Here is a 13498-nt window from a genome sequence, read left to right as displayed (position 1 = left end):
ATGATGCTGGTCGTTGCCGGCCGACCGACCCGTAGGGGAACGTCCGCCCTATGGAAAGACAGAACGAGGACCATGAGATCTCCCCGCCGTCGACTCATAGCCGGCCTGCTGCTCGCCCCCGTGCTCTCCGGCTGCTTCGCCTCCACTGACGACGACTCGTCCTCGGACTCCTCCGGCTCGGGTGAGGCCGGGCGCCTGCGGGTGGCGTTCGCCTTCCAGCCGACGGAGAATTACTCGCCGTACGGCGGCCAGGACTCCTTCATCCTGTCCCGGCTCGGTGTGAGCGAAGGGCTGACCCGGCTGGACGCCAACGGCACCGCGGCCCCCGCGCTCGCCGAGTCGTGGAGCAGCCAACAGGGCGGAAAAAGCTGGGTGTTCACGCTGAGGGACGCCACCTTCCAGGACGGCAGTGAGGTCACCGCGAAGGCCGTCGCCTCCGCCCTCACCCACGCCGCCGCTGCCGACCCGGCGCCGACCGCGATCTCCGGCGTGAAGCTGACCGCCGAGGCCGTCGGGGAGGACCAGGTCAAGGTCGGCACGGGCGAGGCCGACCCGGTGCTGCCGCTGCGGCTGACCAACCCCAGCCTGGCGGTGTTCTCCCCCAAGGCGTACGGCAAGGACGGCGAGGTGAACCCGGCCGGCACCGCCACCGGCCCCTTCGAACTCACCCGGACCACCGGGGACACGGCAGCCGCCCTGGACCGCTACGACGACTACTGGGGCGGGCGCGCCCAGGCGTCCGGCATCGACGCGAAGTTCGTCTCGGACGGCACCGCCCGCGCCAACGCGCTGCGCACCGGGGACGTGGACATCGCCGAGGCTCTGCCCGTCGCGCAGGTCGCCTCCCTGGACGCGGACACCGTCCACGAGATCAACACCGCGCGGAACACCAGCCTGTACCTCAACACCCAGCGAGGTGCCTTCGAGGACGCGGGGCTGCGGGCCGCCGCGCGCGAGGCGATCGACACCTCCGCCGTCGCCAAGGGCGTGTACGAGGGGCACGCCGAGCCCGCCCAGGGCATCTACGGCCCCGCCCTGACCTGGACCGCGGGCAAGAGGACCGAGCCGACCGGCCGGGCCGAGGCCACCGACCCGGACGGCAAGCCCCTCACCATCGCCACCTACAACGACCGGGCCGAGCTGCCCGAGACCGCCCAGGTGCTCCAACAGCAGCTCCAGAAGGCCGGGTTCACGGTGAAGCTGGAGGTGCGCAGCTACGCACGCCTCGAAAGCGACCTGCTGGCGAAGAAGTTCGACGCCGCCGTCGCCTCCCGCAACATGATGCTCGACACCGGCGACCCGGTCACCGTCCTGGCCGGCGACTTCACCTGCGACGGCAGCTACAACCTGTCGTTCCTGTGCGACAAGGACGTCGACCGGCTGGTCGAGAAGGCCCGGGCCGAGGCCGATCCGGGCAGACGGCAGGACGCCGCGATGAAGGCGGAGGCCGCGATCATCGGCACCGACGCGGTGATCCCGCTGGTGCACCTGAAGGTCGTCACCGGCCTCGGTGCGTCCGTCCAGGGCGCGCTGCTCGACCCCTACGAGCGGCAGTTCGTCGGCACCGGGACCCGGCGCTGAACCCCTTGGCCAGTAGGCCCCTTGCCGCCGCCCTGCGCACACTCGCGCGGGGCGGCGGCCTCACCCTGCTGTGGCGGGCCCTTCTGACGGGTGCCCTGGTGTGCGCGATCGGTCTGCTGCCGTGGCTGTCGCGCACCGACCCGGCGCTGACCGTGCTCAAGGCCCGCTCGGCGGAACGCGACCCCACCCCCGAGACGCTGCGGGCCATCCGGGACGAACTCGGCCTGGACGACGGCCCGGTGGCACTGCTCGGCCGCTGGCTGGGCGGTCTGCTGCGCGGGGACGCGGGCCGGTCCTGGGTGTCGGACACCGAGGTGCTGCCCGCCGCCACGCAGGCCCTCGGCGCCTCCCTGCTGCTGATGGCGGGGGCCGTCGTCATCGCCCTGGTCACGGTCGCGGCGGTGTGCGCCCGCACCCTGTGGCTCGGCTCGCGGCGCCGCCTCGGCACCCGCGGCCCCGGCGGTACCGGATCGGCGGTGCTGGCCGCGCTCCCGGAGTTCCTCATCGCCTCTGTGCTGGCCTCGGTCGTCGGCGTACAGCTGGGCTGGCTGCCCGCCCTCGGCTGGTACGGCCCCCAGTGGATGATCCTGCCCTCGCTCGCCCTCGGCCTGCCCGCCGGAGCCGTCCTCGGGCGGATGCTGGACGACCTGCTGCCCGCGGCGTTCACCGAACCGTGGGCGCTGGCCGCCGCCGCGCGCGGCATACCGCCGGGTTCCGTCGCGCGGCAGGCACTGCGCCGGTGTGCGCCGGGACTGCTGCCCAACGCGGGACTGTTCGTGGTCGGCCTGACCGGCGGCTCGGTCGCCGTCGAGCAGATCTTCGACATCCCGGGACTCGGCCGGCTCACCCTGCGCGCGGCGCTCGCCCAGGACCTGCCCGTCCTGCAGACCGGCACACTCGCGCTCGTCGCGCTCGCGGCAGCGGCGGCTGTGCTGGCCCGGCTCGGCGTGCGACGGCTGATCGGGCCGGCACTGCGCGACGGCGCCCTGCACTCCCTGCACCGGCCCACCCCGCCCGCCGCACGCGTCGTACCCGTCGTCTACGCACTGCTGCTCGCCGGCGTCATCGGCCTCGGCCTGCCCCGCGACCCGCTCGCCCTGGACACGACCGCCAAACTCCAATCCCCTTCCGTCACCCACCCCTTCGGCACCGACGCGCTCGGCCGTGACGTCCTCGCCCGCGTCGCGCACGGCGCACTCGACACCCTCGGCACCGCCCTCGCGGTCGCCGCCGCCGCTCTGCTGACCGGCATGCTGCTGGGCCTGCTGCCCCGCCTGTCCGGACCCCTGGTCGACACCGTCAACGCCGTACCGCCGGTACTGGCCGCCCTTCTCGTCACCGGCATCGCGGGCAGCGGCCCCTGGACACCCGCCCTCGCCATCGCCGTCGTCGCCTGGTCCCCGCTGGCCACCCACTTCTCCGCCCTCCTGCGACAGGAGCGCGCCACCCTCCACCTGACCGCCACCCGCGCTCTCGGCGCCGGCCGCTGGTACCTGCTCCGGCACGAACTGCTCCCCGCCGTCCTGCCACCCGTCGTCCGCCACGCCCTGCTCCGGCTGCCCGGCATCGCCCTGAGCCTCGCCGCCCTCGGCTTCCTCGGCCTCGGCTCCCAGCCACCCTCCCCCGAGTGGGGCCTGCTGCTCGCCGAGAACCAGCCGTACGCCGAACGCGCCCCCTGGGCCGTCCTCGCCCCCGCCGCCGCCCTCGCCCTCCTCGGCGCACTTGCCGTGACCGCGGCGGGCGGGGTGCGTCTGTCCCGGCACAACCCGCCTCGCCCGCCGCGCTCCCGGCCTGACCCTCCCGCCCCCTCGGTCACGTCGAGCACCCGGCCTCCGCGTGCCGACACCCCCCTCATCGCCGTATCCGCCTCCCCCACAGAAACCCCATGACCAACCTGCTCCCCCGCACACACCCCCGCCGTCCGGCCGCGAAGCCTCCGCGCGAGCGGACCTGGAAGCACCTCTCCCCACTGCTGCGGCTGCTGATCCTGACCCAACTCGCCTTCAACGTCGGCTTCTACGCCGTCCTGCCGTTCCTCGCCGCACACCTCGGCACCGCCATCGGCATGGCGGGCTGGATGGTCGGCTTCGTCCTCGGACTGCGCACCTTCAGCCAGCAGGGCCTGTTCGTGGTCGGCGGCTGGCTCGTCGACCGCTACGGCGTACGCCCGGTCGTCCTCGCCGGGTGCCTGCTGCGCATCGCCGGGTTCGCCTGGCTCGGATACGCGCAACAGACCTGGGCGGTGATCGCAGCGGTGCTGCTGATCGGATTCGCCGCCGCGCTGTTCTCCCCGGCCGTGGAGTCGGAGGTCGCCCGGCAGGCCGTGGCGTGGGAGGCGGAGGGCCACGGCCCGCGTACCCGCGTGCTGGCCCTGTTCTCCGCCGCCGGACAGGCGGGAGCCTTCGTCGGACCGCTGCTCGGCGCCCTGCTCCTCGCCGTGGACTTCCGTACCGCCTGCCTCGCCGGGGCCGGCGTCTTCGTACTCGTCCTCACCGGGCACGTGCGGCTGATGCCGCAGCACATACCGGGCCGGATCCGCACCCTGGGGCGGGGCGGGCTGCGCACGCTGCTGCGCAACCGCCGCTTCCTCGCCCTGTGTTGCGCCTACGGCACCTACCTGCTCGCCTACAACCAGCTCTATCTCGCCCTGCCCGACGAGGTGCAGCGTGCGACGGGCTCGCAGTCGGCCCTGTCCTGGCTGTTCGCCCTCTCCTCTCTCCTGGTCGTCTTCACCCAACTCCCCCTCACCCGCTGGGCCGGTGACCGGCTCGACCTGCGCCGCTCCATGACGGCCGGCCTCCTTCTCGTCGCCGCGGGATTCGCGGTCGTGGCCGCTGCACGCCCCGCCGGCTGGACGGGCATCGCCGGGTTGCTGCCCGCCGCCGGGTACGTCGTCCTGCTCACCCTCGGCCAGATGCTGATCGTCCCGGCCGCCCGGGCCTGGGTCCCCGACCTCGCCGAGGACGGACGCCTCGGCCTCTACACCGGCGCGCTGTCCTCCGTCTCCGGCCTGATCGTCCTCATCGGCAGCTCCGCCACCGGATCCCTCCTGGACCTCGGCCTCCCTCCCGCGGTGCCGTGGCTGCTTCTCGCCGCGGTTCCCGCCGTGGCGGTGGCGCTGGTGCCCCGCTGCGCGGAAGGCGCCGGGGGCGCGGACCCGCAACGTTGAGGCCCACTCCTCCGCCGCGTCGCGCAGAGAGTCCAGCCAAGCCACCGAACTTATGAAAACGATTGTCATTGTGTTACGGTCATCGCACATCCGATCTTGACCGAGCACCACCCCGGAGTGTCCCCGTGCGCCCCCCTGCCCGTCCCCTCTCGCTCACCGCGGCCGCGACCGCCGGCTTCGTCCTCACCGGCTGCTTCTCCGCGGCGTCGGACACCGACGGCGCTTCGGGGGGCGAGAGCCGCCGGATACGCGTCGCGATGATGCAGCCGCCGCGCTCCGGGCTCTCCCCGCTCTCCGACGACGCGTTCAAGCTGTCCCGCTGGTCGGCCGCAGAGACCTTGGTGAAGCTGGACGCGGACGGCGACGCCGAGCCCGCGCTCGCCACCGAGTGGCAGCGCTCCGGGCGCAGTTGGACCTTCACCGTCCGGGACAGCGTCACCTTCCACGACGGCACCGACCTCACCGCCGAGGCCGTGGCCAACTCCCTCACCCGGGCCGCCACCGCCTCCCCCAAGCCACGCATCCTCGACGGCGTCGACATGTCCGTGAAGGCCGACGGTGACCGGGTCACCGTCACCACCACCGAGGACGACCCGCTCGTCCCGCAGCGACTCAGTTCTCCGCAGCTCGCCATCCTCGCCACCAAGGCGTACAAGGGGAAGACCGTCAACCCGGTCGGTGCCGGTACGGGTCCCTTCGAACTGACGAAGGTCAACGGCACTTCCTCCGCCACGCTCGACCGCTACGACGACTACTGGGGCGGCAAGGCGAAGGCCCCCGGTATCGACGTCAGGTTCGTACCCGACGGCACCGCACGCGCCGCCGCCCTGCGCAGCGGCGAGGCCGACATCGTCGAGGCGGTCCCCGTCTCGCAGGCCGCCGTGCTGGACCAGGACTTGATCACCGAGGTCCCCATGCCCCGCACCAACACCCTCTACCTGAACACGCAGAAGGGCATCTTCAAGGACGCCTCGCTGCGTGCGGCGGCGCGGGAGGCGATCGACGCGAGATCCATCGTGGACGGTGTGTACGAGGGACGCGCCGACGTCGCCGAGGGACTCCTGGGTCCGGCGCTCCCGTGGGCGGCCGCATTGCGCGAGCCGGTCGAGGAGCGGGCGAAGGCCGGCGACCCGGCCGGTAAGACCCTCACCATCGGTACCTTCACCGACCGCGCCGAACTTCCCGAGGTCGCCGCCACCCTGCAACAGCAGCTGCGCGAGGCGGGCTTCGAGGTGAAGCTGGAGATCCGCGAGTACGCGAACATCGAGTCCGACGCTCTGGCCGGCGAGTTCGACGCGTTCATCCTGTCCCGGGCGACCGTCCTCGACTCCGGCGACCCGGCCGCCTACCTCTACAGCGACTTCGGCTCCGAGGGGTCCTTCAACATCTCCCAGTTGGCCGACCCGGCCGTCGACAAGGCGCTGCAGAAGGCGTCCTCGGCGGCCACCGGTGACGCGCGGCGCAAGGCGATCATCGAGGCGGAGGCCGCCGTACTCGCCACGGACGCCGCGGTGCCCATGCTGCACGAGCGCGTCATCCAGGGTGACGCGGCCGGCGTCACGGGCGCGGCCCATGACCCGCGCGAGCGGGAACTGGTCACGGTCGACACCCACGTCAAGTGAGGTCCCGCATACGGTGGCAGGCCGGTGCGGCCACGCTGACGCGACTCGTCTGCCTCACCGCCGTACTGGCCGCCGTCGGCCTGCTGCCCTGGCTCTCCGGTCGCGATCCCGCGCTGACCGTGCTGCGGGCCCGGTCGGCTGAGCAGGAGCCCACCAAGGAGGCCCTGGACGCGGTGCGCCGCGATCTCGGCCTGGGCGCGGGTCCCCTGGCGCTGCTGGGCGACTGGCTCGCCGGACTGGTCCGCGGCGACCTCGGCACGTCGTGGGTGTCGGGCGCCGACGTACTGCCTTCCGTGCTTTCCGGTCTGCAGGTGTCGTTGAGTCTGATGGCCGCCGCCCTCGCCGTCGCGGTGCTGCTCGCGTGCGCGCTGGTCGCGCCGGTGCTCGTGCGCGGCCGGGGGTCGGCGGGCGCGTTCGGCGCCATGCTCGCCGCCGTTCCCGAGTTCCTGCTCGCCACAGTCGCGCTGCTGGTGTGCGGAGTGTGGCTGGGGATACTGCCGACCTCCGGCTGGCAGGGCCCGCAGTACCTGATCCTGCCAGCCGTTTCCCTGGGCGTCCCGGCGGGCGGACTCCTCGGCCGCCTGGTCGCGGACGCGCTGCCGCCCGTGCTGGACGAGCGCTGGACGGAACTGTGGCGGGAGGCCGGGGTCAGCAGGGCGCGCACCGCGGCGGCAGCGCTTCGGCGCGTCCTGCCGCCGCTGGTCCCGCAGTTCGGCATGGTGGCCGTCGGCCTGACCGGTGGTGCGGTCGCCGTGGAGACGGTGTTCTCGGTGCCCGGCATCGGCCGTACGGCGCTCGGGGCGGCGAAGTCCCAGGACCTGCCGCTGCTCCAGGGTTCCGTGCTTGCCCTGCTGGTGCTGGGACTGGCCGCGGGCGCGCTGGCCGCGCTCGTACGGCGTCGTCTGCTCGGCCCGGCACTGCGCGACGCGGGCCTCACGTTGCCCGTGCCGCGACCCGTACGCGCTCACCCTGCGGTCCCCGTGGCGCTGGGCGCCGTACTGCTGGCCGCCGTCGGCTGGGGCCTGCTGCGCGACCCGTACACCGTGGACATGACGGCCCGGTTGCTGCCCCCGTCGTGGACACATCCGCTCGGCACCGACGGGCTCGGCCGGGACGTGCTGGCCCGGCTCGGGCACGGCGCGACCATGACGGTCGGCACGGCCGTCGCCGTGTGCCTCGCGAGCCTGCTCCTCGCGCTGGCCCTGGGATTCCTGCCGCGCGTGACCGCCGGGGCCTCCGACATCGCCAACTCACTGCCGCCGGTGATCGTCGGCATATTGGTAGCCGCCGCCGTGGGCCCCGGTACGGGCGGCGCCGCCCTCGCGGTCGCGTTGGTCTCCTGGCCCCCGCTCTCCGCGCACGCGGCGGCCCTGGTGCAGGAGGTGCGCGCGTCGTCGTTCCTGACCGCCCAGCGTGCCATCGGCGCCACCCCGTGGTGGATCCTGACCCGCCACGTCCTGCCGTCGGTGGCCGGCCCCGTCGCCCGGCACGCGGTCCTCCGCCTCCCCGGCATCGCCCTCGCCCTGGCCTCCCTGGGCTTCCTGGGACTCGGCGCCCAGCCGCCCGCCCCTGAGTGGGGTCTGCTGCTGGAGGAGTCCCGCGCGTACGTGGAGCGGGCCCCGTGGGCGGCGCTCACCCCAGCGGTCGCCCTCGCACTGCTGGCCGGTCTCGCCGTGGCGACCTCGGCGTACACGCAGGGAAGCACCGTCCGCGCCCGCCGCACGGCATCCGACCGCGCAGCCGCTCGACCCGGCTCCCCCGCCCACCCCTCACGGAAGGAGGCCTGCCTTGACAGCGACGCCACCTGACGCCGACGTCCTTCTCTCGGTACGCGAACTCGGTGTCACCCTGCACGGCGTCCCGGCCGTCAGTGGGCTGGCCTTCGACGTGCGCGCCAGGGAAGTTCTCGCCGTGGTCGGCGAGTCCGGCGCGGGCAAGTCCCTCACGGCACGTGCGCTGCTGGGCTCGGCCCCACGAGGCGCCCTGGTGACGGGGAGTGTGCGGCTGCGCCGCACGCCGGGCTCGTACGACGAACTTGTGGGGGCCCCGGCCTCGGTCCTCGCCGCCCTACGGGGCCGCCGCACGGCGCTCGTTCCGCAGGACGCCCTGTCCGCGCTCTCACCGGTGCACTCCGTGGGTGATCAACTCGTCGCGGCCGTACGGTCCGTGGCACGCGTCTCGCGGATGGAGGCGCGCGCGCGAGCGGTCGCCGCGCTCGACCGGGTGGGCATCGCGGACGCCGCACGCAAGGCGCGGGCGTATCCGCACGAGTACTCCGGCGGGATGCGCCAGCGCGCCGTCATCGCCATGGCCACGATCAACGAGCCGGACCTGCTGATCGCGGACGAGCCGACGACCGCGCTGGACCCGGGCCTCCAGGAGCAGGTGCTGCGCGTCCTCGGGGAGCAGCGCGAGGCGGTGGGCGCCGCCCTCGTCCTGGTCACGCACGAACTGGGGACGGTCCGCGACCATGCCGACCGCGTGCTCGTGATGTACGCCGGACGCCAGGCCGAACAGGGCCCGGCCCGACGCGTATTGGACCACCCCGCGGCTCCGTACACAGCGGGGCTGCTGGCGTCACTGCCGCCGGGACGATCCGGTGGGCGCAGCGCGCGTCGGCGTCTCCCCACCATCCCCGGAGCCCCGCCCGCCTTCGACCGTCTCCCGCCCGGCTGCGCCTTCGCGGCCCGCTGTCCGCTGGCCGACGACCGTTGTCGACGCGAGGAGCCGCGGGCCCGCACGGTGGGCGACGGCCACGAGGTCTCCTGTCACCGCTGGGAGGACGTACCCCGTCCGGCGACCGAGTTGTTCCTGGAGCGGTCCGTATGAGCACGCCTGTGATCCCCCCGCAGCGCCGTACCGGGGACGATCCGCTGCTGGACGTTCGCGACCTGGTCGTGCGCTACGGTCCGGTCACCGCCGTGGACCACGTCTCCTTCGCCCTGGAGGCGGGCGAGACCCTCGCCCTGAACGGCCCCTCTGGATGCGGCAAGTCCTCGACGATCACCGCCGTGCTGCAATTGCGTCGCCCGGACGGGGGTGAGGTCCGCTTCGAGGGCCGGGAGCTGACCGCGCTCACCGAACGCGAGCTCCGTCCCCTCCGCCCCCGGATGCAGCCGGTGTTCCAGGACCCCTACGGATCACTCAGCCCTCGCCACCGCGTCCGGGACGCGGTGGCGGAACCATTGCGCGTCCAGGGACGCTGGGACGACACGGATGGCCCCGCCCGGGTCGCCGAGCTCCTCGAACGGGTCGGCCTGGACAGCGCCCACGGCGACCGCTTCCCGCACGAGCTGTCCGGCGGGCAGTGCCAGCGCGTGGGCATCGCACGGGCGCTGGCGTCCCAGCCCCGGCTCCTCGTCCTCGACGAGCCGGTCTCCGCCCTCGACCCGTCCGTCCGGGCCGGCATCCTCAACCTGCTCGCCGGACTTCAGGAAGACCTGGGGCTCGCCTACCTGTTCATCTGCCACGACCAGGCAGTCGTACGCCACTTCGCGGACCGTGCGATCGAGATGCGGGACGGGCGGCTCGTGGCGGGGTAGCCGTCAGCCGGTGCGACGGCCTGCCGGTCACCCGGAAGTTCGTAATGGGATCCATTTTCATGTAGCGTTCTGCTCGCACCCCCGAAGAGGGAGCACCATGGCCGTCCCCAAGACTGAGAGGAGCCCAGGATGACGCACGACCGGCTGCCGGTGACCGTTCTGTCCGGGTTCCTCGGCGCGGGGAAGACCACGCTGCTCAACCACGTGCTCGGTAACCGTGAAGGGCTGCGCGTCGCGGTCATCGTCAATGACATGAGTGAGGTCAACATCGACGCGGCGCTCGTGCGCGGCGGTGAGGCGGCGCTGTCGCGGACCGAGGAGCGCCTGGTCGAGATGACCAACGGGTGCATCTGCTGCACGCTCCGCGACGACCTGCTGGAGGAAGTGGAGCGGCTGGCCCGGGAAGGACGGTTCGACTACCTCCTCATCGAGTCCAGCGGCATCTCCGAGCCCATGCCGGTCGCGGCCACCTTCGCCTTCGCCCGCGACGACGGTGCCACCCTCGGTGACCTCGCGTGCCTGGACACCATGGTCACGGTCGTCGACGCCGCCAACTTCCTGCCCGAACTGGCCAGCGGCGATGAGCTCATCGAGCGCGGCCTCGACCAGTACGAGGACGACGAACGCACCGTCAGCGATCTGTTGATGGACCAGATCGAGTTCGCCGACGTCATCGTGCTCAACAAACTCGACCTGGTCGACGACACCGCCGCCGAGCGCCTGACGGCCACGCTCACCCGCCTCAACCCGGCGGCCCGGATCGTGCCCGCCGTGCACGGTCAGGTGGAGCTCAAGGAAGTACTCGGAACCCGGCTGTTTGATCTCGAACGCGCCCAGCAGGCCCCCGGCTGGGTCATGGAACTCAATGGCGACCACGTCCCGGAGACCGAGGAGTACGGTATCTCCTCCACCGTCTTCCGCTCCGAACTGCCCTTCCACCCCGGGCGTTTGTGGCAGTTCGTGACCGCGGAGATGGACAGCGGCGCGTACGGGCAGATCCTGCGCTCCAAGGGGTTCTTCACCCTGGCCAGCCGACCGCATGTGACGGGGCTGTGGTCGCAGGCCGGCTCCGTCGCCCGCTTCGAGCCCTCCGCCGCCCGTGACACCGACAGTCCGGCAGGCCAGGAGCTCGTCTTCATCGGCACACACCTGCACGCCGAGGTGCTCCGATCGGCGCTCACCGACTGCCTGATGGCGGACGGCGAGAGCCTCCCGGCCGACGATCCGTTCCCCGCCTGGGACACCTACGGCATCGACGACACCTGCGACCACGACCATCCCGAACACGCCGCACTCGTGGCGCGCCCCTGAGACTCCGGGCGGACGGTGGTCGCAGCCACGGCACCGCCCGCCCGGTACATCCCGTACCCACGGAGACCCAACCGGAAGGCGCGCATGACCTGCTGCCCCTGACTGGCGCGGTACTGCCCCCAGCCTGTTCGAGCGGTAAGTCGCGGACTTACTACGAGCCTTCACGCCCCGTCCGTGCTTGGCCTGAGGGCAAATTGCCGCGACAGAGTGCGGTGGCCCTGACATGCTGCCCGTGAGGCGGCTGCGTGGTGAGTGCCAGCCGTGTGCGGCGATACGGGAGTGCTGACTGATGAGTTGCACCTGGGGCCGGGAATGGTCGTGCTCGTCTACGGCTGCACCTTGGTGCTGGGACTGAGCCCGCACCGGCGGTTGCGCGTCCGTGCCGCCTAGCCAGCCTGCCACCGTGGCCCCGGCCCTGCTCGCAGGGCACCGCGGGTCAGGAGACGCAGAGACAGAATTCGTTGCCTTCAGGGTCCTGCCAGACTTGCCACAGGTCCTCGTGCATCTCTCCGACCGCCGTGGCTCCCAGCGCCGCGGCACGGGCGACGGCCTCAGGGAAATCATCGGCGACCAGGTCCACGTGGACGCGGTTCTTCGCCGTCTTCGACTCGGGGACGCGCTGGAGGGCAAAGCCAGGGCCGAGACTGATCCAGTCCTCCTCACGACGGGTCACCTCCAGATCGAGCAACCCACTCCAGAACCGGGCCAGACGATCGAGGTCCACAGCGTCGACGACGATGCCGCCAAGACGAATGCCCATGTTCTTTCCTTGTGTTGACGACCGACGACCTGGCCAGGACGACCAGGGTATCGATCTCCTCCGAACCGAGGAGTGCAGAGGATGATGGAGGGAATGACCAACGTGACCAGACGAGCCGAATTCTTCACGGGCAACGACGATGACCCCCGCTTCAGCGGCCCTGCGACCGGCGACGAGCGGCAGATGCTCGTCGGCATTCTCCAGGCACAGCGTGCGACTCTGGAGCTGAAGTGCGCCGGCCTGGAAGAGGAGTTGTCACTGCGGGCCGTCGAGCCGTCCACGCTCTCTTTGCTCGGTCTGGTCCGGCACCTCGCGGATGTGGAACGCCGATGGTTCCGGAAGGTGCTGGCCGGAGAGGACGCAGCACCTCTGTTCTCGTCGAAGGCGGACCCTGACGGGGACTTCGACGGTGCAGTGTCCGACCCCGCGGTCATCGCGGCGGCGTGGGAGGCGTGGCGCTCGGAAGTGACCTTCGCCGACCACTTCGTCGCCGAAGCACCTGACCTCGACGTCGAGGGCAGCGACGAGTGGCGCGGCACTGTCTCGCTGCGCTGGGTGCTCATACACATGGTGGAGGAGTACGCCCGACACAACGGCCACGCCGACCTGCTTCGGGAGCGGATCGACGGAGCGATAGGCGTGTAAGCGCAAGTCCCGATCCCGGCGAGGGAGGGTACGGAGCAGGACGGTGTGGAATCCGATGAGCGAGGAAGTCCTGCTCCGGTAGCCACGATGGGGCCGCTGTACAGGCACACCCACACCGCCCGTGTCACACTCCAGCACCACTGCGTAACGGTGCGTCGTGATCCGGGCGGTGTCCGCCTTCCGACGCGGGGCTGATCGTGAGCCGGACACGTGGCCCATTACGGTTGTCTCATGGGGACACCTAGAGGGCCGCGTGGCTCGTACGCGGCGGGGCAGGCGAGGCGGCCGCAGATCCTGGAAGCGGCCATGCGGCGGTTCGGCCAGGACGGCTACCACAACACCTCGCTCGCCCGCGTTGCGCGGGACGCCGGTCTCACCGACGCGGGGTTGCTGCATCACTTCGGGGGCAAGCAGCAGTTGCTCCAGGCAGTCGTCGAGTACTGGCACCACCAGATGGACGAACGGTGGCTGCGGGTGACCGGCTCCGTACGGGACGCCTTCCGGTGCCATGTCGAGGACATGGAGGAGGCGCTGCGCATGCCCGGCATCATCGAACTGTCCGTGGTGCTCGCCGCCGAGGCCACCGCGGAGGGCCACCCCGCGCACGACTTCTTCTCCGAGTGGCAGGAGAAGGGAGTCCGGGAGCTCACCGACCGGCTGCGCGCGGCGAGCGAGTCCGGTGAGCTCAAGCCCGATCTCGACCACGAGGCGATCGCGCGGGAGTGCGCGGCCGTCGACGCGGGGCTGCGGTTGCAGTGGCTGGCCAGCGGCCGTGCCTTCGACCTCGCCGGGGTCGCGCGTTCACATCTGGACCACCTGCTGCGGACCATCTCGGCCGACGGCAAGGGGCTGTGAACAGGCCGGGGCC

Annotated in this window: 11 protein-coding genes; 10 read left to right on the top strand and 1 reads right to left on the bottom strand. The window is 72.1% G+C overall.

What is annotated here, in order from left to right; translation table 11 throughout:
* The first annotated feature begins 72 nt into the window (after window positions 1-72).
* From ACFYW5_RS31000 to ACFYW5_RS30965, 8 genes are all read left to right on the top strand, one after another.
* Window positions 73-1581, top strand: a complete 1509-nt coding sequence (locus ACFYW5_RS31000) for an ABC transporter substrate-binding protein (protein WP_389420427.1) — start codon at window positions 73-75, stop codon at window positions 1579-1581.
* A gap of 32 nt (window positions 1582-1613) precedes the next feature.
* A complete protein-coding gene (locus tag ACFYW5_RS30995) occupies window positions 1614-3470 on the top strand; it encodes an ABC transporter permease subunit (protein ID WP_389420472.1) in 1857 nt (618 codons plus the stop codon).
* Window positions 3467-4750 carry an MDR family MFS transporter gene (locus ACFYW5_RS30990; RefSeq protein ID WP_389420426.1) on the top strand — a complete coding sequence of 428 codons (1284 nt, stop codon included), beginning with the start codon at window positions 3467-3469 and terminating at the stop codon, window positions 4748-4750. Before ACFYW5_RS30995 ends, ACFYW5_RS30990 begins: the two co-directional genes overlap by 4 nt.
* A 125-nt stretch (window positions 4751-4875) precedes the next feature.
* Entirely contained in the window at window positions 4876-6372 is a 1497-nt protein-coding gene (locus ACFYW5_RS30985; RefSeq protein ID WP_389420425.1) for an ABC transporter substrate-binding protein, read from the top strand.
* Window positions 6369-8180 (top strand): ABC transporter permease subunit, encoded by a 1812-nt coding sequence (locus ACFYW5_RS30980; RefSeq protein WP_389420424.1) that lies wholly within the window; start codon window positions 6369-6371, stop codon window positions 8178-8180. Before ACFYW5_RS30985 ends, ACFYW5_RS30980 begins: the two co-directional genes overlap by 4 nt.
* A complete protein-coding gene (locus ACFYW5_RS30975) occupies window positions 8161-9201 on the top strand; it encodes an ABC transporter ATP-binding protein (protein ID WP_389420423.1) in 1041 nt (346 codons plus the stop codon). Before ACFYW5_RS30980 ends, ACFYW5_RS30975 begins: the two co-directional genes overlap by 20 nt.
* Entirely contained in the window at window positions 9198-9914 is a 717-nt protein-coding gene (locus ACFYW5_RS30970) for an ATP-binding cassette domain-containing protein (RefSeq protein WP_389420422.1), read from the top strand. The genes ACFYW5_RS30975 and ACFYW5_RS30970 overlap by 4 nt, the downstream gene beginning before the upstream one ends.
* A gap of 129 nt (window positions 9915-10043) precedes the next feature.
* Window positions 10044-11225, top strand: a complete 1182-nt coding sequence (locus ACFYW5_RS30965; RefSeq protein ID WP_389420421.1) for a GTP-binding protein — start codon at window positions 10044-10046, stop codon at window positions 11223-11225.
* Window positions 11226-11661: 436 nt separating this feature from the next.
* On the opposite strand, the gene ACFYW5_RS30960 is transcribed toward ACFYW5_RS30965, so the two are convergent.
* A complete protein-coding gene (locus tag ACFYW5_RS30960) occupies window positions 11662-11985 on the bottom strand; it encodes a VOC family protein (RefSeq protein ID WP_389420420.1) in 324 nt (107 codons plus the stop codon).
* A 93-nt stretch (window positions 11986-12078) separates the two neighbouring features.
* On the opposite strand from ACFYW5_RS30960, the gene ACFYW5_RS30955 reads away from it, so the two are divergent.
* Window positions 12079-12630: a DinB family protein gene (locus ACFYW5_RS30955; RefSeq protein ID WP_389420419.1), complete on the top strand. Its 552-nt coding sequence runs from the start codon at window positions 12079-12081 to the stop codon at window positions 12628-12630.
* A gap of 231 nt (window positions 12631-12861) precedes the next feature.
* Window positions 12862-13485 (top strand): TetR/AcrR family transcriptional regulator, encoded by a 624-nt coding sequence (locus ACFYW5_RS30950; protein ID WP_389420418.1) that lies wholly within the window; start codon window positions 12862-12864, stop codon window positions 13483-13485.
* The last annotated feature ends 13 nt before the right edge of the window (window positions 13486-13498 follow it).

This window comes from Streptomyces sp. NPDC002779, from assembly GCF_042888685.1.
In the GTDB taxonomy this organism is placed as follows: Bacteria; Actinomycetota; Actinomycetes; order Streptomycetales; family Streptomycetaceae; genus Streptomyces.
The sequence above is the reverse complement of the archived record's forward strand: the minus strand, read 5'-3'. Positions and strand labels throughout refer to the sequence as shown.

Coding starts and splice junctions, on each gene's coding strand:
- ACFYW5_RS30990 (WP_389420426.1), top strand. CDS start 3,467: ATGACCAACCTGCTCCCCCGCACACACCCCCGCCGTCCGGCCGCGAAG.
- ACFYW5_RS30965 (WP_389420421.1), top strand. CDS start 10,044: ATGACGCACGACCGGCTGCCGGTGACCGTTCTGTCCGGGTTCCTCGGC.
- ACFYW5_RS30970 (WP_389420422.1), top strand. CDS start 9,198: ATGAGCACGCCTGTGATCCCCCCGCAGCGCCGTACCGGGGACGATCCG.
- ACFYW5_RS30950 (WP_389420418.1), top strand. CDS start 12,862: ATGGGGACACCTAGAGGGCCGCGTGGCTCGTACGCGGCGGGGCAGGCG.
- ACFYW5_RS30960 (WP_389420420.1), bottom strand. CDS start 11,985: ATGGGCATTCGTCTTGGCGGCATCGTCGTCGACGCTGTGGACCTCGAT.
- ACFYW5_RS31000 (WP_389420427.1), top strand. CDS start 73: ATGAGATCTCCCCGCCGTCGACTCATAGCCGGCCTGCTGCTCGCCCCC.
- ACFYW5_RS30955 (WP_389420419.1), top strand. CDS start 12,079: ATGACCAACGTGACCAGACGAGCCGAATTCTTCACGGGCAACGACGAT.